This is a genomic window from Rhizobium sp. RU20A (genome assembly GCF_900155885.1).
GTDB lineage: Bacteria > Pseudomonadota > Alphaproteobacteria > Rhizobiales > Rhizobiaceae > RU20A.
In genome coordinates this window covers 476,017-500,685 of sequence record NZ_FTMB01000001.1, presented here as the reverse complement: position 1 = coordinate 500,685, position 24,669 = coordinate 476,017, and the positions used below count along the sequence as shown (strand labels likewise).

The following is a 24,669-nucleotide window of genomic DNA, read 5'->3' as shown; positions in this document are numbered from 1 at the left end:
CATGCGACTACACCTCACAGGTTGTCAATTATAATTAATGCAACCTTAATCTACTGCCCCACCAGTGCCGCAAGCTGTGTCATCACCACGGCCGCGCCCTGCAGGCGCTTCTCTGGCGTCGGATAATCACGCGCGAAGAAGATGCTGTGGTCGGGCCGGATTTTCGCCAGGGTGCCTTGCTTGGCGATGTAGCCGACGAGGCCGGCGGGGTTCGGGAATTCGCGGTTGCGGAGCTGGATAACGATGCCCTTCGGGCCGGCGTCGAGCTTTTCGACATTGGCGGTGCGGCAGAGCGACTTGATGTAGACGATCTTCAGGAGATGCTGCACCTCGATCGGCAGCGGGCCGAAACGGTCGATGAGTTCGGCGCCGAAGGCGTCGATTTCCTTGAGGTCGGTGACCTCGCCGAGACGGCGGTAGAGGGCAAGGCGCAGGTGCAGGTCCGGCACGTAGTCGTCCGGGATCATCACCGGCGTTCCGACCGAAATCTGCGGCGACCAGCCGCTGTCGCGCACTTCCTCGGTGCCCTTGAGTTCGGCGACCGCCTCTTCCAGCATCTGCTGGTAGAGCTCGAAGCCGACTTCCTTGATATGGCCGGACTGTTCGTCGCCGAGCAGGTTGCCGGCGCCGCGGATGTCGAGGTCATGGCTGGCGAGCTGGAAACCGGCGCCGAGCGTATCCAGCGATTGCAGCACCTTGAGCCGGCGATCGGCCGTCGTCGTCAGGGTACGGTTGGCGGGCAGCGTGAAGAGCGCGAAGGCGCGCACCTTGGAGCGACCGACCCGGCCGCGCAGCTGGTAGAGCTGGGCAAGGCCGAACATGTCGGCGCGGTGCACGATCAGCGTGTTGGCCGTGGGCACATCGAGGCCGGATTCGACGATGGTGGTCGATAGCAGGACATCGTACTGGCCCTCGTAGAAGGCGTTCATGATGTCTTCGAGCTCGGTCGCCGCCATCTGGCCGTGGGCGACCGCGACCTTCAGCTCCGGCGCGGTGGCGCGCAGGAAATCATGGATTTCCGAGAGGTCAGCGAGGCGCGGGCAGACATAGAAGCTCTGCCCGCCGCGATAATGCTCGCGCATCAGCGTCTCGCGGATCACCAGCGGATCAAACGGCGAGATGAAGGTGCGCACCGCCATGCGGTCGACCGGCGGCGTGGTGATCAGCGAAAGTTCGCGCACGCCCGTGAGTGCCAATTGCAGCGTGCGCGGGATCGGCGTTGCCGAGAGCGTCAGCACATGGACGTCCGACTTCAGTTCCTTGAGGCGCTCCTTGTGCTTGACGCCGAAGTGCTGCTCCTCGTCGATGATCAGCAGGCCGAGATTGGCGAATTTGACGGAGGTGCCGAGCAGCGCGTGGGTGCCGACGACGATGTCGGTCTTGCCCTCCTCCACCTCGCGCTTGACCAGCGACAGCTCCTTGCCGCCAACGAGGCGGGAGGCCTGTTGCACGCGGATCGGAAGGCCACGAAAGCGCTCGGAAAAGGTCTTGAAATGCTGGCGCGCCAGCAGCGTGGTGGGCACGACGACGGCCACCTGCACGCCGTTCATGGCGGCGAGGAAGGCGGCGCGCAGGGCCACTTCCGTCTTGCCGAAGCCGACGTCGCCGCAGATCAGACGGTCCATCGGCCGGCCGGCGCCGAGATCCTCGCGCACCGCCTCGATGGCGTTCATCTGGTCGTCCGTCTCGTCATAGGGGAAGCGGGCGGCGAATTCGTCGTAGAGCCCGTCGGGCGCGACCAGCGCCGGCGCATGGCGCGTGGCGCGCTCGGCGGCGATGCGGATCAGGCCGCCGGCCATGTCCAGCAGGCGCTTCTTGAGTTTGGCCTTGCGGGCCTGCCAGGCAACGCCGCCGAGCTTGTCCAGCACCGCATCGCTGCCTTCCGAGCCGTAGCGCGACAGAAGCTCGATGTTTTCGACCGGCAGGAAGAGCTTGGCGTCATCGGCATAACGCAGTTCGAGACAGGCATGCGGGGCGCCGGCCGCCTCGATGGTGCGCAGGCCGACGAAACGTCCGATGCCGTGCTCGGCATGCACGACGATGGAGCCTTCTTCCAGCCCCGCCACTTCCGCGATGAAATCCGAACCGCGGCGACGGCGCTTGGAGCGGCGCACCATGCGGTCGCCGAGAATGTCCTGTTCGCCAACGACGACGAGGTTGCCGGTCTCGAAGCCGGCTTCGAGGCTGAGCACGGCGGCGGCGGCCTCGCCCGGCTTCAGCGTGTCGATCTCCTTGAGGGCGGAGATGGTGCGGACATTGCCGAGGCCGTGTTCGGCGAGCACCTGCAAGAGACGGTCGAGCGAACCTTCCGTCCAGCCGGAGACCAGCACCTTGTCGCCCTTCGAGCGGCGGTCGGCGATGTATTTGACGGCGAGTTCGAAGACGTTGGCGCGCTCGCCTTCCGGCACGGCCTCCGTCGTGCTCTTGGCCCAGCGCACGCCGATGCGCGCTTCGATTTCCACGACGGAGCGGTTGTCGGCGGCCTGTTCGAGGAAGGGTGAGAGCCGGATGGCGTTGCCGCCCGAAAGCTCGCCGGAAAAGGCGTCTACATCGAGGTAGAGCTGTTCCGGCGGCACCGGCTTGTAGGGCGTCGCCTGCGCGCTCTCGCCCTTGCCGGGCTTGGCGGCATCGCGCCGCGCTTCGTAGTAGTCGGCGATCAGCTTGCCGCGCTCGCCGGCGGCCTCACGCACCGTGTGGTCGGTGACGATGCGAAAGCCATCGAGATAGTCGAAGACGGTTTCGAGTTCGCCGTAAAACAGCGGCAGCCAGTGCTCCATGCCGGCGTAGCGACGGCCTTCGGAAACAGCCTGGTAGAGCGCATCGTCGCGGGTCGCGGCGCCAAAGAGGGAGAGGTAGTTGGTGCGGAAGCGGCTGATCGTCTCCTTGGTGAGGGAGACTTCGCTGACCGGGTTGAGGTCGATGCTCTTCAGCTGGCCGGTGGTACGCTGCGTGGCGGTGTCGAAGGAGCGGATCGTTTCCAGCGTGTCGCCGAAGAAATCCAGGCGCACGGGCTCGCCCATGCCGGCGATGAAGACATCGAGAATGCCGCCGCGTACGGCATATTCGCCGACATCGCGCACGGTCGCGACACGTTCGAAGCCGTTATGCTCAAGACGCGCGACGATATCGTCCATGCGGACGGTCTGGCCGGGTTTTGCCGAAAAGCCGAGGCTCTTCATCACCTCACGCGGCGGCATCCGTTGCAACGCGGCGTTCACCGTAACGAGCACGATAGCCGGATGCGGCTTTGCGGCGTGGGCGATGAGATTGCCGATGGCCGTCAGGCGGCGGGCGGAGGTGTCGGCGCTCGGCGAGACACGGTCATAGGGCAGGCAGTCCCAGCCGGGCAGCGTCAGCACCGGAATATCCGGCGCGGCAAAGGCCAGCATCTGCTCCAGATCGGCCACCCGCTGCCCGTCCGAGAGGATGTAGGCGAGCGGCCCGGATGTGCGCGCCAGCTCCGCAATCAGCAGCGGCTCCAGCCCGGCCGGCGCCGGGCAGATCGTGACTTCGCGGGCGCTGGAAGCGACCTTGCGGGCGTCGAATCCGGGAATTTTCATGGATTACAGGGCTTCCGGCTTTTCGTGATCGGGATAGGGAAAATCGGGCTTGTAGGCCGCGATGCGCGCGAAAAGCGCGGTGTCGAAGACCTCCGGCAGCGGCTTTTCGCCCGTGATCCACTTGACGAGGTCGTTGTCTTCCTCGGCCATGATCCGTTCGAGTTCGTCGAGCTCGGCCTCATCAAGGGTGGGAAGTTCGGTTTCGGCAAAAGTACCGAGGATCAGGTCCATCTCGCGGATGCCGCGGTGCCAGGCCCGGAACAGGATGCGGCGGCGGCGGGGGTCGAGGTCAGCGCTGGTGCGGGTGATGCCGGTCATGATTGGTCTTTCATCCCTTGCCTTGCGGGCGGTGCAGCCGGGAGACGTCCCGCCTCGCCCGCCGCGTCTTCTGTCGGGCTGGCCGGTCTATAAACGCTGGAAAGGCGGTTGTCAGCCATGGACGAGCCTTGCCAAAGCCGGATTCCTCGGTTCTTGTCGCGGCCATGCGCCCCGCCATCCTCGATCCCCTGTTTGCCGCGCTCGCCAGCCTGCCGGGCATCGGTCCGAAGGTGGGTCCGCTCTATGCCAAGCTGCTGGGCCGCGAATCGATTACGGACTGCCGCGTCATCGACCTTCTTTTCCACGCGCCGCACGGGCTGATCGACCGGCGAAAGCAGCCCGGCATTGCCGGCGCGCCGCAGGGCTCGATCGTTACGATTACCGGTCGTGTCGACCGCCACCAGCCACCGCCGCGCGGGAATTCCTCGGTGCCCTACCGCGTCTTCGTGCACGACGAGACGGGGGAACTGGCGCTGACCTTCTTCCGCGTCAAGGGCGACTGGTTGTCGAAGGCCCTGCCGGTGGACGAGATGGTGACGGTCTCCGGCAAGGTGGACTGGTTCAACGGCCGCGCCTCCATGGTGCATCCCGATCACATGGTGAAGGCCTCGGAAGCCGCCTCCCTGCCGCTGGTGGAGCCTGTCTATGGCCTGACGGCGGGGCTCTCTCCCAAGACGCTGAAAAAGACCATCGATGCCGCCGTGGAGCGTATCCCTCAGATCCCCGAATGGCTGGACGGGCCGCTGACGGCGCGCGAAGGCTTTCCCGCGCTGAAGGAGAGTTTCGAACGCCTGCACACGCCGCGCGACGAACTCGACATCGATCCGCGCTCGCCGAGCCGGCGGCGGCTGGCCTATGACGAATTCCTTGCCGGGCAATTGTCGCTGGCGCTGGTGCGGCAAAAGCTGCGCAAGGTGGCGGGCATGCCGGTGCGCGGCGACGGACGGCTGCGCCAGAAGGTGCTCGCCGCCCTGCCCTTTTCCCTGACCGGCAGCCAGACCCAGGCCGTTGCCGAAATCCTTGCGGACATGGCCGGCGAGCAGCGCATGCTGCGCCTCGTGCAGGGCGATGTCGGGTCTGGCAAGACGGTAGTGGCGTTGATGGCGATGCTGGCGGCGGTGGAGGCCGGCGGGCAGGCCGTACTGATGGCGCCGACGGAAATTCTGGCGCGGCAGCACCATGCGACGCTGTCCGGCATGGCGCGCGCTGCCGGCCTTGAGGTCGCGCTTTTGACGGGCCGGATGAAGGGCAAGGAGCGTGAGGCGGCGCTGGAGCGGATCGCCTCCGGTGACAGCGCCATCATCGTCGGCACCCATGCGCTGTTCCAGGATGCGGTGAGCTATCGCAATCTCGTGCTGGCCGTGGTGGACGAACAGCATCGTTTTGGCGTGCACCAGCGCCTCAGGCTGACCTCCAAGGGCATCTCACCGCACATGCTGGTGATGACGGCGACGCCGATTCCGCGCACGCTGGTGCTGGCGGCCTTCGGCGACATGGATGTCTCCAAGCTCACGGAGAAGCCGGCCGGGCGCAAGCCGATCAAGACCGTCATCGTCTCCAACGAGCGGACCGGCGAGGTCGTCGACCGGCTGCGCGCCGCCCTTGCCGACGGGCGAAAAGCCTACTGGATCTGTCCGCTGGTGGAAGAGTCCGAGGAAAGCGACCTCATGTCGGTGGACGAGCGTTTCGGGACGCTGAAACAGGTGTTCGGAACTGACGTCGGCCTTGTGCACGGGCAGATGCCGGGGCCGGAGAAGGATGCGGCGATGCTTGCCTTCAAATCCGGCGAGACGCGCATTCTGGTCGCGACGACGGTGGTCGAGGTCGGCGTGGACGTGCCGGATGCGACGATCATGGTGATCGAGCACGCCGAACGCTTCGGGCTTGCGCAGCTTCACCAGTTGCGCGGGCGTGTCGGGCGCGGCAGCGATGCCTCCACCTGCATCCTGCTCTACAAGGGGCCGCTCGGGGAAACGTCGCGCGCGCGGCTCAGCGTCATGCGCGATACGGAAGACGGGTTCGTGATTGCGGAGGAGGATCTGAAGCTGCGCGGCGAAGGCGAGCTTCTCGGCACGCGCCAGTCCGGCACGCCGGGCTTCCGAATCGCCAGTCTCGAGGCGCATGGCGACCTCCTGGAGATCGCCCGGAAGGATGCGGCCTATGTGCTCGACACCGACCCGGACCTCACGGGCCCGCGCGGCGAGCGGCTGCGCACGCTCCTCTATTTCCATCGCCGCGACGAGGCGATCCGGTTTCTCAGGGCGGGCTGAAGCAAGCGCCCTGCCCGCCGGCCACGCAAACGTGATTTCCAGCAATACCCGTTCGGCCGCATCCTCCTGTTGTTCGAGCAAACAGGAGGAATGGCATGAAGCAGATTCTCATCCTTGCCGCCGCGGTCGTCGGCCTGTCAGCGCCCGCGGCCCTTGCCGATTGCGCCGGCCATGTCAGCGCGAAACTGCCGGTCGATACGGAAACGAAAACGGCCAGCATCATCCTGCCGGAGACGGAGAAGGCGCCACAGAGCACCATGACCGACCCGACGCTTCTCCCGCCGAACGGCGAGACGAAGACGGCGCAGTAACCTTTCGCGGGCCGCTGCGGCGGTCCGCCCCTTTCCAAGCCCCCGGTTCGACAGTGTTTGTTTTCAGGCGCCCGCCGCAGCCGGCTCTTGCGTGACGGCGGCCGGTGCGGGCCTCTTGTGTTCCGGCGTGACCAGACCGCCAGAGATCAGCAGCTTGGCGGCATCTTCCGCGCTCATGTCGAGCATGACGATCTTTTCCCGGGGAACGAACAGCAGGAAGCCGGCGGTCGGCACGGGGGTCGGCGGCAGGAAGACCGTGACCATGTCCAGCCCGCGCTCGTCGAATTTTGCCTTGATCTCGCCCTTCACGTCTGTCGCAATGAAGACCAGCGTCCAGCTGCCAGGCATTGGATACTCGATGAGGCCGGCCTTCTTGAAGGAGGTGGACTGGTCCTGCAGCACCGTCTGGAAGATCTGCTTCAGGCCCTTGTAGATGGAGCGGACCAGCGGCGTGCGGTTCAGCAGCGATTCGCCGAAGCCGACGATCGACCGTCCCACGATGTTGGCCGTCAGGAAGCCGATCAGCGTGATGACGATGATGGCGACCACGAGGCCGAAGCCCGGCACCGCGAAGGGCAGGTAATTATCGGGATTGTAGAACGTCGGAAGATACGGCTTCACCCAGCCATCGGCCCAGTCGATGAAGGAAATCACCAGCCAGGCGGTAATGGCAATCGGTGCGCAGATGATCAGGCCCGTGAAAAAGTAGTTCCTGAGCCGCGTTGCCAGAAAGCCGCGTACGCGATGTTCAGCCATGTTCGTGTGTCTCATCGCCGCTTGGTTCGCGACATCCTCAGGCGGATGTCACCTGGCCAGGGTCAGTCTTCGGCTCCGCCCGTGAAGGCCGGATGATAGCCGACAATGCCGGAAGCCGGACGACCCGACAAGGTCAGGACCGAAAAATATTGCGGCGCAACACCGGGCATGCTGACGCCGGCATCGCTGACGAAACCGAAGCGGCTGTAATAGGCCGGGTCGCCCATGACGACGACGCCATCCGCGCCGCGCTGGTTGGCAAGGGCGAGTCCTTCCTCCACCAGACCGCGACCGACGCCCTGACGCTGGTGCTCGATCGCAACCGCCAGCGGACCGAGGCCGAGATAGTCCCCTTCCGTCTTCGACAGCGTCACGGGCGAGAATGCGATATGGCCGACGATCTCGCCGGCGGCATCAACGGCTACCAACGAAATCGTCAGCGCTCCTGCAGCACGCAAGCCGTCGACAATCGCCGGTTCGCTGCCATCGCTGTGCGGGTGGCCGACGAAGGCAGCGGCAATCAATGCGCGGATGGCGGTCTCGTCCTGCGGCTCCTCCGGGCGGACGATCATTCGACCGTCACCGATTTGGCGAGGTTGCGCGGTTGGTCGACATCCGTGCCCATGAAGACGGCCGTGTGGTAGGCGAGCAGCTGGATCGGCAGCGAGAAGATCATCGGCGCGACGATCTCGTCGACATTCGGCAGCACGATGGTTGCCATGGTCGGCAGGGTCGACGCCGCTGCGCCCTTTTCGTCGGTGATGAAGATGATACGGCCGCCGCGCGCGGCGACTTCCTGCATGTTCGACACGGTCTTCTCGAAGAAGCGGTCATGCGGCGCGATGACGATGACCGGCATGTTCTCGTCGATCAGCGCGATTGGCCCGTGTTTCAGTTCCCCGGCAGCATAGCCTTCGGCGTGGATGTAAGAGATTTCCTTGAGCTTCAGCGCCCCTTCCATGGCAAGCGGGAAGGAGGTGCCGCGGCCGAGATAGAGCACGTCGCTGCATTTGGAGAGGTCGCGGGCCAGCGCTTCCATCTGCGGCTGGATGCCGTTCAGCACCTGACCCATCAGGCGCGGCATTTCGCAGAGGTGTCGCACGAGGTCGCGTTCGTCCTCGGCCGTGATCGTGCCACGCGCACGACCGGCGCCGATGGCGAGGGCTGCCAGAACCGTGAGCTGGCAGGTAAAGGCCTTGGTGGAGGCGACGCCGATTTCCGGGCCGGCGAGGATGGGGAAGATCGCATCCGATTCGCGGGCGATGGTCGATTCGCGCGCATTGACGACGGCGCCGATCTTCAGGCCGAGATCCTTGCAGTAGCGCAGCGATGCCAGCGTATCGGCGGTTTCGCCGGACTGCGAGATGAAGAGCGCGGCGGAGGCCGGGTTCAGCGGGATCTCGCGGTAGCGGAATTCGGAGGCGACATCGATCTCGACCGGAAGACGCGCAAGGCGCTCGAACCAGTATTTGCCGACGAGGCCGGCGAGATAGGCGGTGCCGCAGGCGGAGATCGCAAGGCTCGGGATCGCCTTGAAGTCGATGGCGGCGGCATTGGCCGTGATCGTGTTCTCGATGAAATCGACGTAGTGGCCGAGCGCGTGCGACACGACTTCCGGCTGCTCGTAGATTTCCTTTTCCATGAAGTGGCGGTGATTGCCCTTGTCGACCATGTAGGCGGCGGCGACCGTCGTCTGGCGGGCGCGGTGCACGGGTTGACCGTCCAGATCAAAGATATGGGCGCCGTTGGGGCCGATGATGGCCCAGTCGCCATCGACGAGATAGCTGATCTCGTTGGTGAAGGGTGCGAGCGCGATGGCGTCCGAGCCGAGATAGCTTTCGCCCTCGCCGAAGCCGATGGCGAGCGGCGGACCGTTTCGGGCGGCCATGATGGTGGACGGGTCGTCCTCGAAGATGACGGCGAGCGCATAGGCGCCGGTGACGCGGCGGATCATGGCATGCATGGCCTCGCGCCGGCCGAGACCTTCGCGGCGAAGCTTGGCGAGAAGCTGGGCAACGACCTCGGTATCGGTCTGCGTCTTGAACTCCGCGCCGCCAGCAATCAGCTCTTCCTTGATGACGGAGAAGTTTTCGATGATGCCGTTGTGCACGACCGCCACGCCATCGGTGAAATGCGGATGGGCGTTGTTTTCGGTCGGCGCGCCGTGGGTCGCCCAGCGCGTGTGCGCAATGCCGATGGTGCCGTCGAGCGGCTCGGCCTTCAGGCGCTTTTCCAAGTTGACGAGCTTGCCCTCGGCGCGGCGGCGTTCCAGCTTTCCGCCGGTGACGGTGGCGACGCCGGCCGAATCATAGCCGCGATATTCCAGGCGCTTCAGCGCATCCACCAGACGTTCCGCAACGGGCTCATTGCCCACGATGCCGACGATGCCGCACATGCGTTTTCTCCATTTCTTGGGGACGGGCGCCGGGTTCGGCAGCCCGCGCCGGACCTCAGTCCTTCGATACCTTGCGATTGGCCTTTTCGGCCAGATAGCGCGCCTTCAGCTCGACCGCACGGCCGGGCTTGACCGACTGGCGGGCGCGGCCGAAAGCGAGCGCCTCGGCCGGCACCTCGTCGGTGATGACGCTGCCGGAGGCCACAAGCGCGCGATCGCCGATCGTCACCGGCGCCACGAGGGCGGAGTTGGAGCCAATGAAGGCATCCGCGCCAATATGGGTCTCGTGCTTGTTCACACCGTCATAATTGCAGGTGATGGTGCCAGCGCCGATATTGGTGCGCGCGCCGATCGTGGCATCGCCGATATAGGTGAGGTGGTTGATCTTGGCACCCGCGCCGATCTCCGCCTTCTTCACCTCGCAGAAATTGCCGACCTTGGCTTCCGCCCCGAGATGGGCGCCGGGACGCAGGCGCGCGAAGGGCCCGACCGTTGCGCCGGCGCCGACATGGGCGCCTTCCAGATGCGAGAAGGCGTGGATGATCGCATCCGCCTCCACCACGACGCCAGGGCCGAAGACGACGTTGGGTTCGATCAGCACATCCGGCGCGATGACCGTGTCATGGGCGAGGAAAACGGTTTCCGGCGCGATCATCGAGACGCCCGACAGCATCAGCTCGCGGCGGCGGCGCTCCTGCCAGAGCTTTTCGATGGATGCAAGTTCGGCGCGGGTGTTGCAGCCGGTGAGTTCCGCTTCGGGCGCGACGACGACGCTGGCGCGGCCACCTGTCGCGCGGGCGACTTCCACGACGTCCGTCAGGTAGTACTCGCCCTTGGCATTCGTGTTGCCGATGCGGCCGAGCAGGTCGAGCGCCTTGCGACCGTCGATCGCCATCAGGCCGCCATTGCACAGCGTGATGGCGCGCTCGGCGTCGGTTGCATCCTTGTGCTCGCGGATGGCGACGAGTTCGCCATTTTCGACCAGCAGGCGGCCGTACCCGGTCGGATCAGCCGTCTCGAAGCCGATGACGACGACGTCATTGCCATCGGCAAGGCCGGCGCGGGCGGCGGTCAGGGGCGCCTCGGTGATCAAAGGCGTATCGCCGTAGACGACCAGCACATCGTCGTAACCCGTGGCGATGGCCTCGCGGGCGGCAAGCACGGCGTGGGCGGTCCCAAGGCGTTCGGTCTGGACGAAGGCGGTCAGCGTGATGCCGTCGCGGGCCGCGGCCTTTTCGACCTTGTCGGCGTCGCGTCCGAGCACGAGCGCCACCTCGGCAATGCCGGCGGCAGCGAGCGCATCGATGACATGCGCGATCATCGGCTTGCCGGCGACGGGATGCAGAACCTTGGAGCGCGACGATTTCATTCTGGTGCTGTCGCCGGCGGCGAGAACGATGGCCAGGCAGGAACGCGTCATGAAACCCCCGAAATGAAGCAGGCGGCTGCGCTTTTGCGATGCAACCGATTCCGGGCTTCCTTATCAGCAACTTGTTTCGAGAAACATAATCACTTCCGATTACGGGCGTTAACCGCCCCACAAGGCAGGGGATGCGATAAGGCCACCTCACGTTGAAGCTGAAGGCCCACTCGATGACGATCAGCCTGTTTCCGGAAAACCGCCACGCCGCGCCCCTGCCTCGGCCCCTGCCGATCCCGCGTCATGTGCCGTTGGGTCTTCTCGCCTTGGGTGTGCTCGTGCTGTGCGGCCTTCTCCTGACGACCGTCGCGCAACCGATCGGCCCGATGTACTGGGATCACCTCATCTATCTCGATGCGGCGCAGCGCATTTCGAGTGGCCAGATGCCGGCGGTCGATTTCTTCGCCCCTGTCGGACCGCTCGGCTACTACCTCTACTGGCTGGCGGCGACGCTCTTTCCAAACGGACAGCCGCTGCTCGTGTCCAGCTGGTCCCTGCTGATCGTCACGGCGCCGCTGATGGGGCTTGTCGCATACGATGTCAGCCGCCGCTCCCCGGGCCTGGGGCTCGCGCTCGTCCTGCCGTTCCTTTTGTTTTCGGCCCTGCCCTTCACGACGGGCGAGTTCTACCCCTTCCCCGGTACGGAAGGTTTTGGCATCTATAACCGGCAGGTCTGCCAGCTTCTCTACGTTCTCGCCGCTGCGCTCGTTGCGGTCGAGAGCCCGCGCGTCCTCGGCTTCGTCATGGGCGCGAGCATGCTGGCGCTCTTTGAAACCAAAGTGACCGGCGCTGTCGGCGGAACGGTGTTGTGCCTCCAGGCCCTTCTGGCCGGCCGCCTTCCGCTGAAGGTTGCGCTGATCGCCGGCGCCGCCGTCGTCGCGGTGCTCGCGCTCCTCGAAGTCTCCGCCGGCATGACATCCGCGTATCTGCGCGACATTTTCGCCCTCATCGCGCTGAACGAGGGAGCCCTGCTGCCGCGACTGATCCAGGCCGCCTCGCTGAATTTCGGCATCGTTCTGATGACGGCGCTGGCGGGGGCCGCCCTCCTCTTTACACGGCCGTACGGTCTTGGCGGCGCCCGAGAGACGAGCGGCCCTGTTGCCCGGCTTTTCGACCGACCGACGGTGTGGCTGGCCGCCTTCGCGCTGGCGGGCCTGCTTTTCGAAAGCCAGAACACCGGCAGTCAGGCCTTCATCTTCCTCTGGCCCCTCGTGGCCGTGCTGCTCGTGTCGCTGGCCGGTGAACGCATGTCCTGGCGAAGGGCGACGGCCGGCGTTCTGCTGCTTGCCGCCGTTCTGCCGCCAGCGGTGCTCATCACGCAGAAGGCGGCAAGAGCCTATGCCGGCGGGCTCCTCAACCAGCCGATCGGAACCGCGCATCTCGGTCCGCTCAATGCGGTGACGGCGCGGCCGGATTTCCTCGCGCACGCCGAAACGATGCGGGCACGCTATATTGCCGACCGGGCGACCTATGAGCGGATCGCCGCCGACAAGATCCTGCCGTCCTACCTGCTCTACAGCGACTTCGATTTTCAGGTGCTGCTGCTGCGCGAATTCGATGCGGCCACCGCGGCGATCGAAGCCTACGAGTTGGCAAAGGGTGTTCGGTTCGAGACGATCTTCACGCTGGATTTCACCAATCCGGTTGCCTGGATCCTCAAACGCCAGGCGCCGCGTCTCGTTGCCATCGGCGCAGATCCCTATCGCGCCGTTCCGCCGCCGAGCGAAGCGGTGCTTGCATCGGTCAGGGACACGGACCTCGTGCTTTTGCCGACCTGCCCCGTGACCAATGCGCGCCTTGCACTCTTCGACCTCTACCGTCCGGCACTTGACGGCCACCGGCGCATCGCGCTGACGCCCTGCTTCGATGCCTTCATCCGCGACGGCCTTGCCGCGTCTGCCGCCAACTGAGCAGGCGCTTGCAGCCGCAAGGCGTCTTGGCCCGGCGTGGGATCGCCCGAAATTGAAAGGCGCACCCTTCATTTCGTGAAGGCTTTGCTCTAAGGAACGTCATTCGTCCGGTGGCCGTCATGCCGCCGGGCGGCTTTGACATTGCCGACAGGGACCACCTCACAATGCTTGAACTGCTGCGCGCCTTCGCCCGGACCTGGATCATGAAGGGTCTGATGATCGTCCTGGTCATCTCCTTCGCCGTCTGGGGCATTTCCTCGTCGCTGCACACGGGTGTTGCCGATTCGGTCGTGACCGTCGGTGACGTGAAGGTAAAGCCGCTCGACTTCCGCCTCGCCTATGAGCGCCAGCTGGCGCAGCTGTCCCGTCAGTTCGGCCAGCGCCTGACGCCCGATCAGGCCCGCGCCTTCGGTGTCGAGGCACAGGTGTTCTCGCAGGTCATTGCCGGTGCAACGCTCGATCAACTGGCCGAAGACATGAGTCTTGGCCTGTCCAAGGACCGCCTCGCGCAGCTCATCAGCGAAGACCCGACCTTCCATGGGGTCAACGGCCAGTTCGACCGTGTCGCCTTCACCTCGATCCTGCGCAATGCGGGACTTCGCGAGCAGGACTATATCGCCAACCGCAGCCAGGTGGCGGTACGCTCGCAGATCGTCGATGCCGTCTCGGATGGCTACCAGCCGCCGAAGGTGCTGGTCGACGCCATCAAGCAGTATCGCCAGGAAAGCCGCACCGTCGATTTCCTGATGCTTTCCAACGCCAATATCGACCCTGTGAAGGCGCCGACCGACGACGTGCTTGCCCCGTGGTTCGAGACAAACAAGGCGAACTACAAGGCACCCGAATTCCGCAAGGTCGGTTTCCTGAAGCTCGAACCGGTGGACATTGCCGATGAAAGCAGCGTGAGCGACGAGGATCTGACGACCGAATATGAGCGCCGCAAGGCCACCTTCAGCACGCCGGAGACCCGGACGATCGAACAGCTGACCTTCCCCTCGCGCCAGGCGGCGGACGAGGCGGCGGCAAAGCTTGCGGCCGGCACAAGCTTCGACCAGCTCGTGACAGAGCAGGGCAAGACGGCGACCGACGTTCTTCTCGGCGACTTCACCAAGGACGCCCTGCCGGACCAGAAGATCGCCGAGGCGGCCTTTGCCGTTGCCACGGATGGCGGTACGACACCCGTCGTCGATGGAGCCTTCGCTCCGGTCATCGTGCGCGTCAGCAACATCAAGCCGGCGACCGTCCAGAGCTTCGACGAGGTCAAGGACACGCTGCGCAAGGATATCGCGCTCGACAACGCATCGAACGAAATCGTCGGCATCCATGACCGCATCGAGGAGATGCGCTTGCAGGGTACGCCGATCAAGGAAGCCGCCGAACAGATGAAGCTGACCTATGTCGAAGTGCCCGCGATCGATGCGCGCGGTAACGACAAGGACGGCGATCCCGTGACCAACCTGCCGCAGGCGCCGGAACTTCTGTCCGAAATCTTCAACAGCGACGTGAATGGCGAGACCCAGCCGGTGACACTCGGCCGCGACGGTTATGTCTGGTTCGACGTCCTCGAGATCGAGCCGGCCCGCGACCGCACGCTTGCCGAGGCGCGCGAACGCGTCGTTGCCGACTGGACGGCCGAACAGCAGCGCGCTGCGCTCGCGGCCCGTGCCAAGCAACTGGAAGAGCGCGTGCTGAAGGGCGAAACGCTACAGACGATCGCGACGGAGCTCGGCCTTGCCGTCGAAACCAAGTCCGGCCTGCGTCGCAACGCGCAGGATGCAGCGCTGAGCCCGGCGGCTGTCGCGGCGGCCTTCGGCGGCGCAAACGGCCATGTGGCGACCGCGCCGGGCGTCGGTGGCGAAGGCCAGATCCTCCTCAAGGTCACGGATGTCCAGGACGCGCCGGCTGATGTGCTCGACAATGATGCACGGGGCATCGAGGCCGTGGCGCGGGCCAGCGGTGACGACATTCTCGACCAGATGGTCAGCACCCTGCAGAGCGCCTACGGCGTCCAGATCAACCAGGCGCTGGCCGAGCAGACCATCGCTTCGACGCGCTGAGGGATTTTACGACCATGAGTGACCTCAAGCCCTTCATCGCCAAGGTCGCCACCGGCAAGGCCCTCGATCGGACCGAAGCGGATCAGGCCTTCGACGTCATCATGTCAGGCGGCGCCACGCCCTCGCAGATCGGCGGCTTCCTGATGGCGCTGCGCGTGCGCGGCGAGACCGTGGACGAAATCGCCGGTGCCGTCGGCGCCATGCGGGCGCGCATGCTGACCGTTGACGCGCCGGCCGACGCCATCGACATCGTCGGCACGGGCGGCGACGGCGCTGGAACCTACAATATCTCCACCCTGACGTCGCTGATCGTGGCCGGCGCCGGCGTGCCGGTCGCAAAGCACGGCAACCGGGCCCTCAGCTCGAAGTCCGGCACGGCGGATGCGCTGTCCTGCCTCGGCGTGAAGCTGGACATCGGTCCGGAAGAGATCACCCGCTGCATCCGCGAGGCCGGGCTCGGCTTCATGTTCGCGCAGCAGCATCATTCGGCCATGCGCCATGTGGGCCCGACGCGCGTCGAACTCGGCACGCGCACCATCTTCAACCTGCTCGGTCCGCTCTCCAATCCGGCCGGCGTCCGCCGCCAGTTGCTCGGCGTCTTCGCGCCGCAATGGGTCGTGCCGCTCGCCGAAGTGCTGCGCGATCTCGGTTCTGAAACGGCCTGGGTCGTGCACGGCGACGGTCTCGACGAGATCACCACGACGGGCATGACGGAAGTGGCGGCGCTGGAAAACGGCGAGATCCGCACTTTCCAGCTGACGCCGGCCGATTTCGGACTGGAGCGCGTCGAGCTTCAGGCCCTCAAGGGCGGCGACGGCGCGGTGAATGCGGCGGCGCTGAAGGACGTCCTTTCGGGTGCCCGCAACGCGTATCGCGATATCTCGCTTGCCAATTCCGCGGCGGCGCTGATCATTGCCGGGCGGGCCGGCGGCATTGCCGAGGGCATGGCGCTGGCACGCCAGTCGCTCGACAGCGGTGCGGCAACCCGGGTGCTGGACGCCCTCGTCGCCACCTCGAATGCAGCCTGACGGAGGCCGTTCCGATGACTGACATCCTGCGCAAGATCGAAGCCTACAAGCGCGCGGAAATCGAGGCCGCCAAGGCCGCGGTGCCGCTTGCCGACGTCACGGCGCGCGCTGCCGACCAGCCAGCACCGCGCGGCTTCCTGAAGGCGCTGAAAGCGCGGCAGGCAGACGGTAGGTTCGGCCTGATCGCCGAAATCAAGAAGGCGAGCCCCTCAAAGGGATTGATCCGACCGGATTTCGATCCGCCGCGGCTGGCTGAAGCCTATGAGGCCGGCGGCGCGGCCTGCCTGTCTGTGTTGACGGATACGCCGAGTTTTCAGGGTGCGCCCGAATATCTGACGGACGCCCGTGCCGCCTGCGCGCTGCCGGCGCTGCGCAAGGACTTCATGTTCGACACCTATCAGGTGCAGGAAGCGCGCGCTTGGGGTGCCGATTGCATCCTCCTCATCATGGCCTCGCTCACCGACGACGAGGCGCGGCGGCTGGAAGACGAGGCCTTGTCGCTGGGCATGGACGTGCTGATCGAGGTACACGATGCACCGGAGATGGAGCGGGCGCTGAAGCTCGCCTCTCCGATGATCGGCATCAACAATCGCAACCTTCGCACCTTCGAGGTCAGCCTGACCGTCAGCGAGACGCTCGCCGCCATGGTGCCGGACGACCGGCTGCTGGTCGGCGAAAGCGGCATTTTCACCCATGCCGATTGCGCGCGCCTCGCCGGGGTCGGCATCACCACCTTCCTCGTCGGCGAGAGCCTGATGCGCCAGCAGGATGTGGCGGCGGCAACCCGGCTGCTGCTGACGGGCGACGGCGCCTCGGCCGCGGCTGAGTGATGAGCGAACCGCGCCTCACCCACCTCGCGACCGACGGCACCGCCGATATGGTCGATGTGTCCGCCAAGGCGGAGACACTGCGCACGGCCGTGGCGGAAGGGCATATCCGCATGCAGCCCGAAACCCTGTCCCTCATCCTTGCCGGCAATGCGCTGAAGGGTGACGTGATCGGCACGGCGCGGCTCGCCGGCATCATGGCGGCGAAGCAGACCGCCAGCCTCATTCCCCTCTGCCATCCGCTGATGCTGACCAAGGTTGCCGTGGAGATCGCGCCCGACGAGGCGCTGCCGGGTCTGCGCGTCACCGCCATGGCGCGGCTGACGGGGCGCACCGGCGTGGAAATGGAAGCGCTGACGGCGGCAAGCGTTGCCTGCCTGACCATCTACGACATGGCAAAGGCCGTCGATCGCGGCATGGAGATTGGCGGCATCCGTCTTCTGGAAAAGAGCGGCGGCCGCTCCGGCGATTTTCGCGCCGGGGACAGCGAGGCGGCGCGATGAGCCTGCTGCCCGTCGAGGAGGCGCTGCGGCGACTGCTGGATGCGGCAGTGCTGCCCTCCGGTGTCGAGACGGTCGAGCTCGACCAGGCGAACGGACGCGTTCTGGCGGCCGATCTCGCTGCCCGTCTCACCCATCCCGCCTTCGACAATTCCGCCATGGATGGCTATGCGCTACGCCATGACGACCTTGCGGCTGGCGCACCCCTGAAAATCATAGGCCGGTCTGTTGCGGGCCAACGCTTCGACGGTACTGTCGGGCCGGGCGAGACCGTGCGCATCTTCACCGGCGCGCCGATGCCGGCCGGGGCCGATACGGTGCTGCTGCAGGAAGATGCCGAGCGTCTCGATGAGATGCACGTAAGACCAACCTTTCTGCCCGAGCGCGGCCGCCACATCCGCCCGAAGGGGCAGGACTTTCGGCAGGGCGAGATCATCCTTTCCGCCGGCGCCGTTCTCGATCCGGGCCGGCTGACGCTGGCGGCCTCTTGCAACCACGCGAGCCTCCCCGTCTTTCGCCGGCCGCTCGTCGCCATCCTCGCCACAGGCGACGAGCTGGTCGCGCCAGGCTCAGAGCCGGGTGCGGACCAGATCGTCGCCTCGAACGGCGCGGGCGTCAGCGCCATCGCCCGGGAGAACGGCGCCGATATCATCGATCTCGGCATCGTGGCTGACCGAAAGGAGGCCATTGCCGCTGCCGTGACGCGGGCGCGCGAGGCCGGCGCCGACATTCTGGTCACCCTTGGCGGCGCCTCGGTCGGCGATCACGATCTGGTGCAGCCGACCCTCGTTTCGCTCGGCATGCAGCTCGATTTCTGGAAGATCGCCATGCGGCCCGGAAAGCCGTTGATGGTCGGGCATCTCGGCGCCATGCAGGTGCTGGGACTTCCCGGAAATCCCGTATCGAGCCTCGTCTGCGGCCTGCTGTTCCTTGAGCCGCTGGTGCGCCGCCTCGCCCGGCTGCCGGCCCGTGACCGGACGATGGCCGTTCGTCTTGCCGCGCCGCTGCCGGCCAACGAAAAGCGGCAGGACTATGTGCGTGCCCGCTTCGTGGACGGCGAAGACCCGCCATCCGCCCTGCCCTTTTCCCGGCAGGATTCGTCAATGGTGACAGTTTTTGCCGGTTCCGACTGCCTGATCGTGCGGCCTCCGCAGGCTGAGCCCGCCGCCATCGGTGACAGGCTACCCGCGCTGCGTCTGCGCTGATCCGCAGATCAAGATTCAAAAAACTGACGCAAGCGCGTCACGACGACGTCATCTTAACCTTCTATTTACCATCGCATTGGATCATTCGATCAGCAGGCAAGACCACGGATGTACTGGCGCGCCGCTGAACGATGCGAGAAGGTCGGGTTCGCCCCGGCCTTTTTTGCATTTGTGTCGGCCTTTTTTGTTTGGCACCAAATCCAGCAGACTGGAGATCGCGCCTACACCGACCCGCGGCACTGGATGGCGGAATGCAAATCGGCCCGCGCAGGGCGGGCCGGAACAAATTTCTTTCACCATCGATGATCAGATCGACGCTTCGCCCTCGGCAAGGCGGGTGACGAGGATCTTGTCGATGCGGCGGGCGTCCATGTCGATGACCTCGAAGCGGTAGCCATGGGCTTCGGCGATGTCGCCCTCTTCCGGCGTCTTCTTCAACTGATGCACGAGGAAACCGGCGACCGTTTCGAAATCGCCGTCGCTGCGGATATCGTCGATGCCGAAGGTCAGCTGGATCTCGTCGACCGGTGTACGGCCATCGACCAGCCACGTTCCATCCTCGCGCCGGCGGATTAGCATGTGCTCGATATCGTCATAGTTGGAGGGCAGCATGCCGATGATGGCTTCGAGAATATCGGCAATCGTCACGATGCCTTCGGTGCTGCCGTATTCATCGACGATCAGCGCCATGTTGATGCTGGACCCCTTGAAGGTATCGAGCGCCTTCAGGCACGATGTCGTTTCCGGCAGCGCGTGGATCTCCCGCACGAAGGGCAGGATCGAGAAGTCCGGTGCGGACGGTGCGTTGAGGATCTCCTTGATCAGGACGGCACCCAGCACGTCGCCGCTGACGGGGTCGATGACCGGGTAGCGGGAATGGGCCGCTTCGCGCACCTTGGCGCGCACCGTTTCGAGATCGTCCTCGATGCTGATGAACTCGACCTCGGTCCGATGCGTCATGATCGACTTCACGTTTCGATCCCCGAGAAGGATGATGCGGCGCAGCATCTCGTGCTCGGATTTCTCGATCGCACCGCTTTCGACACCCTCGGCGATGATGGCCTGCACCTCTTCTTCCGTCACCTGATCGGCGACATTCTTCATGCCGAGCAGGCGCATGACGAGCGCGGCGGACCCCTCGAACAGCATGACGATCGGCGCGACGATGCGCGAGAGCAGCAGCATCGGCGGCGAAACGAACATAGCGATCGCTTCGGAGTTCTTCAGCGCCAACTGCTTGGGAATGAGTTCGCCCACCACCACCGAGAGATAGGTGATGAAGGAGACGACGATGGCGACCGCAACGGGCGAGCCATAGGGCGCAATCCACGCGAACTCATTGAGCACCGGCGCAAGCTTGTCGGCAATCGTCGCACCACCATAGGCACCGGCGATGATCCCGACGAGGGTGATGCCGACCTGCACGGTGGAGAGGAAGCGACCGGGGTCTTCGGCGAGCTTCAAGGCAATTTCAGCACGACCATTCTTCTTTGCCATCTGGCGCAGGAGTGGCTTGCTGGCGGACACGATCGCCATTTCGGACATGGCGAAAAACGCGTTGACCAACAACAGCGCCAGAATGACCAGAAATTCGTACATTGGGAAATGCGGCCCTCTACCGCGACAAGGCTTTCATCGGAGCCCCATCAGATAGGGGTACATGTCAGCCGGAGCAAGGGAAAGCACATTTTTTGCGCTGCAGCGTGCGATCAGGGACTGTTGAACGGGAAGCACCTCACCGATGCAGTGCACACGTTGAGAAACAGGACATTCTACCCTTTTGCGAGCGTCGCCTTCACGCGGTCGCGCCCAACGCGAATGACACGCTCCATGGCCACGCGGGCGCCCGCCTCGTCGCGGCGCGCGATTTCGTCGACGATGGCGATGTGGTTGCGCGATATTTCGTCGAGTCCGTTCTTGCTTTCCAGCGGCGAGGACAGTTTGAAGATGCCGACGAGCGCCGCCTCGATAAGGCCGGCGACGGTGCGCATGAAAGGATTGCCGGACGCTTCCACGACTGCAAGGTGGAACTTGAGGTCGGCATAGGCGAGCGTTTCGGCGGTGTGCCCCCCCTCGCCCATGGCGACGGCAAGCCGCATCATGTTGCTGATTTCCTGTTCGCCTGCATAGCGGGCCGCGAGTGCCGCGGCATGCGGCTCGAAGGCAAGTCGGATTTCGCTGAGGTGGAAGAGGAAATCTTCCTCCACGCCCTTGTCGAAATGCCAGGCCAGGACCTCGCTGTCGAAAAGGTTCCAGTGGGTCTTGGGCGTGACCCGTGTCCCGATCCGCGCGCGCGGAACGATCAGCCCCTTGGCGGCCAGCGTCTTCATCGCCTCGCGCAGCACGGTGCGCGAGACCTTGAAGCGCAGCGCCAGTTCCGGATCGCCGGGCAGGATGGAGCCGATCGGAAATTCGCCGCCGACGATCGCCTTGCCGAGTTCATGCACGACCTGGGCATGGCTCGTGCGCGTCGATGGCCCGGTGATGACCGATTGAAACAGCCCTTGGCGCACGTCCTTCACTCCCCTCATGCCCGTCCCCTCTCTCCGCGGGACAGTGCAAGAATCCCTTTCTGCATTAGGATGAACAGGAATAACAAGAGGCCAATGAGGATCTTCGTCCACCAACTCGACAGAGTGCCATCAAAAGTGATGTAGGTCTGGATGAGTCCCTGGATCATCACGCCGAAGAACGTGCCCGCCACAAAGCCCGCTCCGCCTGTCAGAAGCGTGCCGCCGATGACGACCGCCGCGATCGCATCGAGTTCGACGCCAACGGTAGCGAGTGAGTAACCGGCGGAGGTGTAGAGCGAATAGACGATGCCGGAAAGGCCCGCGAGGAAGCCGGACAGTGCGTAGATACCGATCGTCGTGCGCGCCAGGCTGACACCCATCAGGGCGGCCGTCGGCGCTCCGCCACCAAGCGCATAGACATTGGCGCCGAAGCGGGTGCGATGGGCGATGAGGATGCCGACGAGGAAGACGAGCAGCATAAGCCCGCCGATCAGCGTGATTCGTCCGCCGCCTGGCAAAAGCAGGTAGAAGGTCTTCAGCGTGGCATAAAACGGGTGCTTGACCGGGATCGAGTCGATCGACAGCACGAAGGCCATGCCGCGCGCCAGGAACATGCCGGCGAGCGTAACGATGAAGGCCGGCATTTCGAGATAGTGGATGATCGCCCCCATCAGCGCACCGAAGGCGGTGGTGATGGCGAGCGCCAGCACGAAGGCCGCGAGCGGGTGGATGCTGGTTGCCTCGAAGAGCACGGCGAGGAAGATGCCGGTGAAGGCGATCACCGAGCCGATCGACAGGTCAATGCCACCCGATAGGATCACGAAGGTCATACCGACCGCGGCGATTCCGAGAAAGGCATTGTCGGTCAGGAGGTTGCCGACGACGCGCGTCGACAGGATGTTCGGATACTGGAGCCAGCAGACAAGATAGGCGATGAGGAAGATGACGATCGTCGCGAAAAGGGGAAGCGTGCGCTGGTTGATCATCGGGAGGCCTGAGACTTTTCGGCCGAGGACGGCTTGCGGGCGAAGAAGCCCATGGCAACCGAGACCTTCGGCGACTGGATGACAAGGATCACGACGACGATCGCTGCCTTGATGATGAGATTGAATTCCGGCGGGAAGCCCGAGAGCAGGATGCCGGTGTTGACGGCCTGGATGATCATGGCGCCGAACAGGGAGGCGATGATCGAAAAGCGCCCGCCGAGCAGCGAGGTGCCACCGACGACGACGGCGAGTATCGCGTCCAACTCCAGCCAGAGGCCGGCATTGTTGGCGTCGGCGCCCTTGATGTCAGCGGTGACGATGAGGCCGGCCATGGCGGCGCAGAGGCCGGAGAGCATGTAGGCGGCCATCAGCAAGACGCCTGCCTGGACGCCGGAGAGCGTGCTGGCCCGGCGGTTGATGCCCGTCGCCTCGATCAACAGGCCAAGCGCACTGCGGCGCACGAGAACGGCAACGGCGATACCGAAGACGATCCAGATCACCACCGGCATGGGCAGACCAAGGAAGGAGCCGCTGCCGATGAAGATGAGATTCGGATCGTTGAAGGTGAGGATCGCGCCTTCGGTGATCAGCTGGGCGATCCCGCGCCCGGCAACCATCAGCACCAGCGTGGCGATGATCGGCTGGATGTTGAGCACGGAGACAAGGAAACCGTTCCACAGGCCGCAGGCAAGGCCGGTGCCGAGGGCGAGCGCGAGCGTGAAGACGAGCGGATCGCCGCGCACGCTGGAGGCGGCGGCAACCGCGCCACAGATCGCCATGACGGCACCAACGGACAGGTCGATGCCGCGGGTGGCGATGACGACCGTCATGCCGACGGCGAGCAGCGCCACGGGCGCGCCCCGGTTCATGACGTCGATCAGGCTGCCGTAAAGACGACCGTTCTGCACTGTCAGCGTGAAGAAGGCGGGAAACACCAGCCAGATCAGGAGAAGGATCACGGCGAGCGCCACGAGTTGCGGCGTCAGACGCTTCAAGAGGGCGGCGGCTTGGGTCATGCGGTCTCCTGCGCCGTGCCGGCGGCGGCAATGGCATCGACGATCCGGCTGGTGGTCACCTCTTCGCCGACGAGTTCGGCGACATGGCGCCGGTCGCGCAGCACCAGCACGCGCGAGGAATAGGCCACGAGTTCATCGAGTTCGGACGAGATGACGAGCAGCGAGAGGCCCTCGGCGCACAGGCCCTCGATCAGGCGGATGATTTCGGCATGGGCGCCGACATCGATGCCGCGTGTCGGCTCGTCAAGGATGAGGAACGATGGGTTTGTGGCAAGCCAGCGGGCAAGGATGACCTTCTGCTGGTTCCCGCCGGACAGAAGCCGGATTGGCTTTTCGCGATCGGTGGTGCGAATGTCGAGCGCCTTGATGTACTTGTCGGCGAGCGCGACCTGTTCGTTGCGCGAGAGCGGCCGGGCCCAGCCACGGCGGGCCTGGAGCGCCAGCACGATGTTTTCGCGGATCGAGAGGTCGCCGACGATGCCATCGGTCTTGCGGTCCTCCGGGCAGAAGCCGAAACGTTCGGCAATGGCGGCGCGCGGCGAGGACAGCTGGACCTCCCGGCCCTCGATCAGCGCCTTGCCCGTGTCGGCGGTGCGCACGCCGAACAAAAGCTCGGCTGTCTCGGTGCGGCCGGACCCCAGAAGACCGGCCACACCGACGACTTCGCCGGCGCCGATCTGCAGATTGAAGGGGTCGATCACGCCGGCCTTGCCGAGCCCTTCGAAGCGGTACCGCGGCGCCGCGCGCTCGCCGGCCGGCGCATGGGCGGGCTTTGCCGCCGCCTGCAATTCGTGGCCGAGCATGAGGGTGACAAGGTCCATGCGCGGCAGGCGCGCTGTCTCGCGGGTGGCGATCAGGCGCCCGTTGCGCAGCACGGTGATGCGGTCGGACAGGGCGTAGACCTGCTCCATGAAATGGGTGATGAAGACGATGCCGAGGCCGCGGGCCTTGAGGCCCCGCACGATCTCGAACAGCATCTCGACTTCGCGCGCGTCCAAGCTGGCGGTCGGCTCATCGAGAATGAGCACCTTTCCCGAGAGATCGACGGCGCGGGCGATGGCGATGACCTGCTGCACGGCGACCGAATAACGGTCGAGACTGGCGGTGACATCGATGTCGAGACCGTAGCCGGACAAGAGCGCCCGGGCGCGCCGGTTCATCTCGCCGGTCGCCAGAAAGCTGAAGCGGCGTGGCTGGCGGCCGAGATAGAGGTTTTCCGCCACCGTCAGGTTCGGCAGAAGGTTCACCTCCTGATACACCGTGCCGATGCCGAGGCGCTGCGCGTCCAGCGGATCACGCGGATCGATCGCGACGCCATCCAGATGGATGGCGCCGCCGTCGCGGCGATAGGCGCCGGTCAGGCATTTGATGAGGGTGGATTTGCCGGCACCATTTTCGCCGAGCAGGGCGTGAACCTCGCCACCCCGGAGGATGAAGTCCACATGGTCGAGCGCGACAGCGCCCGGAAAAGTCTTGAAAATGCCGGTCGCCGAAAGGATCGGCCGCTCCGTCTCATCCTGCATGCTGGTCACTCCGTGGGCACGGGACCGGCGCGTCTGCGCGCCGGGTGGGTATGGACGGATCCGCAGCCACGCCA

The 24,669-nt window shown here is 65.2% G+C and carries 19 protein-coding genes; 8 read left to right on the top strand and 11 right to left on the bottom strand.

Annotation, left to right across the window (positions count from 1 at the left end; all coding sequences use genetic code 11):
- Positions 1 to 50: 50 nt before the first annotated feature.
- Complete coding sequence (mfd, locus tag F3H41_RS02445) at positions 51 to 3,560, bottom strand: transcription-repair coupling factor (RefSeq protein ID WP_149736976.1); 3,510 nt, start codon at positions 3,558 to 3,560, stop codon at positions 51 to 53.
- A 3-nt stretch (positions 3,561 to 3,563) separates the two neighbouring features.
- A complete protein-coding gene (locus tag F3H41_RS02440; protein WP_149736975.1) occupies positions 3,564 to 3,878 on the bottom strand; it encodes a succinate dehydrogenase assembly factor 2 in 315 nt (104 codons plus the stop codon).
- Positions 3,879 to 4,042: 164 nt separating this feature from the next.
- Between F3H41_RS02440 and recG the strand changes: the two genes are divergently transcribed.
- Positions 4,043 to 6,148: an ATP-dependent DNA helicase RecG gene (gene recG / locus F3H41_RS02435; RefSeq protein WP_149738175.1), complete on the top strand. Its 2,106-nt coding sequence runs from the start codon at positions 4,043 to 4,045 to the stop codon at positions 6,146 to 6,148.
- A 95-nt stretch (positions 6,149 to 6,243) separates the two neighbouring features.
- Complete coding sequence (locus F3H41_RS02430) at positions 6,244 to 6,459, top strand: hypothetical protein (RefSeq protein ID WP_149736974.1); 216 nt, start codon at positions 6,244 to 6,246, stop codon at positions 6,457 to 6,459.
- A gap of 63 nt (positions 6,460 to 6,522) precedes the next feature.
- Here the strand turns inward: F3H41_RS02430 and F3H41_RS02425 are convergent, their stop codons facing one another.
- The 4 genes from F3H41_RS02425 to glmU all read right to left on the bottom strand — a co-directional run bounded on the left by F3H41_RS02425 (position 6,523) and on the right by glmU (position 11,030).
- A complete protein-coding gene (locus tag F3H41_RS02425; RefSeq protein WP_149736973.1) occupies positions 6,523 to 7,215 on the bottom strand; it encodes a DUF502 domain-containing protein in 693 nt (230 codons plus the stop codon).
- Positions 7,216 to 7,277: 62 nt separating this feature from the next.
- The gene (locus F3H41_RS02420) at positions 7,278 to 7,787 is read right to left on the bottom strand and encodes an N-acetyltransferase (protein WP_149736972.1); all 510 of its coding nucleotides are present in this window, start codon (positions 7,785 to 7,787) and stop codon (positions 7,278 to 7,280) included.
- Positions 7,784 to 9,610, bottom strand: coding sequence for a glutamine--fructose-6-phosphate transaminase (isomerizing) (gene glmS / locus F3H41_RS02415; RefSeq protein WP_149736971.1), 1,827 nt, complete (start codon positions 9,608 to 9,610; stop codon positions 7,784 to 7,786). The genes F3H41_RS02420 and glmS overlap by 4 nt, the downstream gene beginning before the upstream one ends.
- Positions 9,611 to 9,665: 55 nt before the next feature.
- Positions 9,666 to 11,030 (bottom strand): bifunctional UDP-N-acetylglucosamine diphosphorylase/glucosamine-1-phosphate N-acetyltransferase GlmU, encoded by a 1,365-nt coding sequence (gene glmU, locus F3H41_RS02410; protein WP_149736970.1) that lies wholly within the window; start codon positions 11,028 to 11,030, stop codon positions 9,666 to 9,668.
- Between the two features lie 173 nt (positions 11,031 to 11,203).
- Between glmU and F3H41_RS02405 the strand changes: the two genes are divergently transcribed.
- From F3H41_RS02405 to glp, 6 genes are all read left to right on the top strand, one after another.
- Positions 11,204 to 12,940 (top strand): hypothetical protein, encoded by a 1,737-nt coding sequence (locus tag F3H41_RS02405; protein ID WP_244616048.1) that lies wholly within the window; start codon positions 11,204 to 11,206, stop codon positions 12,938 to 12,940.
- A 164-nt stretch (positions 12,941 to 13,104) separates the two neighbouring features.
- The gene (locus tag F3H41_RS02400) at positions 13,105 to 14,997 is read left to right on the top strand and encodes a peptidylprolyl isomerase (RefSeq protein WP_149736969.1); all 1,893 of its coding nucleotides are present in this window, start codon (positions 13,105 to 13,107) and stop codon (positions 14,995 to 14,997) included.
- Between the two features lie 14 nt (positions 14,998 to 15,011).
- On the top strand, positions 15,012 to 16,025 hold the full coding sequence (gene trpD, locus F3H41_RS02395) for an anthranilate phosphoribosyltransferase (protein ID WP_149736968.1): 1,014 nt from the start codon (positions 15,012 to 15,014) through the stop codon (positions 16,023 to 16,025).
- A 14-nt stretch (positions 16,026 to 16,039) separates the two neighbouring features.
- Entirely contained in the window at positions 16,040 to 16,855 is an 816-nt protein-coding gene (gene trpC, locus F3H41_RS02390; RefSeq protein WP_149736967.1) for an indole-3-glycerol phosphate synthase TrpC, read from the top strand.
- Positions 16,855 to 17,355 carry a cyclic pyranopterin monophosphate synthase MoaC gene (gene moaC / locus F3H41_RS02385; protein ID WP_149736966.1) on the top strand — a complete coding sequence of 167 codons (501 nt, stop codon included), beginning with the start codon at positions 16,855 to 16,857 and terminating at the stop codon, positions 17,353 to 17,355. The genes trpC and moaC overlap by 1 nt, the downstream gene beginning before the upstream one ends.
- Entirely contained in the window at positions 17,352 to 18,557 is a 1,206-nt protein-coding gene (gene glp, locus F3H41_RS02380) for a gephyrin-like molybdotransferase Glp (RefSeq protein ID WP_149736965.1), read from the top strand. Before moaC ends, glp begins: the two co-directional genes overlap by 4 nt.
- Positions 18,558 to 18,863: 306 nt before the next feature.
- On the opposite strand, the gene F3H41_RS02375 is transcribed toward glp, so the two are convergent.
- From F3H41_RS02375 to ytfR, 5 genes are all read right to left on the bottom strand, one after another.
- Positions 18,864 to 20,156, bottom strand: a complete 1,293-nt coding sequence (locus F3H41_RS02375) for a hemolysin family protein (RefSeq protein WP_149736964.1) — start codon at positions 20,154 to 20,156, stop codon at positions 18,864 to 18,866.
- 173 nt (positions 20,157 to 20,329) lie between these two features.
- A complete protein-coding gene (locus tag F3H41_RS02370) occupies positions 20,330 to 21,088 on the bottom strand; it encodes a FadR/GntR family transcriptional regulator (protein WP_149736963.1) in 759 nt (252 codons plus the stop codon).
- Positions 21,085 to 22,053, bottom strand: a complete 969-nt coding sequence (yjfF, locus tag F3H41_RS02365) for a galactofuranose ABC transporter, permease protein YjfF (protein ID WP_149738173.1) — start codon at positions 22,051 to 22,053, stop codon at positions 21,085 to 21,087. Before yjfF ends, F3H41_RS02370 begins: the two co-directional genes overlap by 4 nt.
- Positions 22,053 to 23,072 (bottom strand): ABC transporter permease, encoded by a 1,020-nt coding sequence (locus tag F3H41_RS02360; RefSeq protein WP_149736962.1) that lies wholly within the window; start codon positions 23,070 to 23,072, stop codon positions 22,053 to 22,055. The genes yjfF and F3H41_RS02360 overlap by 1 nt, the downstream gene beginning before the upstream one ends.
- Entirely contained in the window at positions 23,069 to 24,595 is a 1,527-nt protein-coding gene (ytfR, locus tag F3H41_RS02355; RefSeq protein WP_149736961.1) for a galactofuranose ABC transporter, ATP-binding protein YtfR, read from the bottom strand. The genes F3H41_RS02360 and ytfR overlap by 4 nt, the downstream gene beginning before the upstream one ends.
- Between the last annotated feature and the right edge of the window lie 74 nt (positions 24,596 to 24,669).

Bases quoted from the DNA above. Each gene is read 5' to 3' on its own strand.
- glmU (WP_149736970.1), bottom strand. From the start codon at position 11,030: ATGACGCGTTCCTGCCTGGCCATCGTTCTCGCCGCCGGCGACAGCACC.
- F3H41_RS02370 (WP_149736963.1), bottom strand. From the start codon at position 21,088: ATGAGGGGAGTGAAGGACGTGCGCCAAGGGCTGTTTCAATCGGTCATC.
- trpD (WP_149736968.1), top strand. From the start codon at position 15,012: ATGAGTGACCTCAAGCCCTTCATCGCCAAGGTCGCCACCGGCAAGGCC.
- F3H41_RS02440 (WP_149736975.1), bottom strand. From the start codon at position 3,878: ATGACCGGCATCACCCGCACCAGCGCTGACCTCGACCCCCGCCGCCGC.
- ytfR (WP_149736961.1), bottom strand. From the start codon at position 24,595: ATGCAGGATGAGACGGAGCGGCCGATCCTTTCGGCGACCGGCATTTTC.
- F3H41_RS02360 (WP_149736962.1), bottom strand. From the start codon at position 23,072: ATGACCCAAGCCGCCGCCCTCTTGAAGCGTCTGACGCCGCAACTCGTG.
- mfd (WP_149736976.1), bottom strand. From the start codon at position 3,560: ATGAAAATTCCCGGATTCGACGCCCGCAAGGTCGCTTCCAGCGCCCGC.
- F3H41_RS02430 (WP_149736974.1), top strand. From the start codon at position 6,244: ATGAAGCAGATTCTCATCCTTGCCGCCGCGGTCGTCGGCCTGTCAGCG.
- F3H41_RS02400 (WP_149736969.1), top strand. From the start codon at position 13,105: ATGCTTGAACTGCTGCGCGCCTTCGCCCGGACCTGGATCATGAAGGGT.
- F3H41_RS02425 (WP_149736973.1), bottom strand. From the start codon at position 7,215: ATGGCTGAACATCGCGTACGCGGCTTTCTGGCAACGCGGCTCAGGAAC.
- trpC (WP_149736967.1), top strand. From the start codon at position 16,040: ATGACTGACATCCTGCGCAAGATCGAAGCCTACAAGCGCGCGGAAATC.
- recG (WP_149738175.1), top strand. From the start codon at position 4,043: ATGCGCCCCGCCATCCTCGATCCCCTGTTTGCCGCGCTCGCCAGCCTG.
- moaC (WP_149736966.1), top strand. From the start codon at position 16,855: ATGAGCGAACCGCGCCTCACCCACCTCGCGACCGACGGCACCGCCGAT.
- F3H41_RS02405 (WP_244616048.1), top strand. From the start codon at position 11,204: ATGACGATCAGCCTGTTTCCGGAAAACCGCCACGCCGCGCCCCTGCCT.
- glp (WP_149736965.1), top strand. From the start codon at position 17,352: ATGAGCCTGCTGCCCGTCGAGGAGGCGCTGCGGCGACTGCTGGATGCG.
- glmS (WP_149736971.1), bottom strand. From the start codon at position 9,610: ATGTGCGGCATCGTCGGCATCGTGGGCAATGAGCCCGTTGCGGAACGT.
- F3H41_RS02420 (WP_149736972.1), bottom strand. From the start codon at position 7,787: ATGATCGTCCGCCCGGAGGAGCCGCAGGACGAGACCGCCATCCGCGCA.
- F3H41_RS02375 (WP_149736964.1), bottom strand. From the start codon at position 20,156: ATGTACGAATTTCTGGTCATTCTGGCGCTGTTGTTGGTCAACGCGTTT.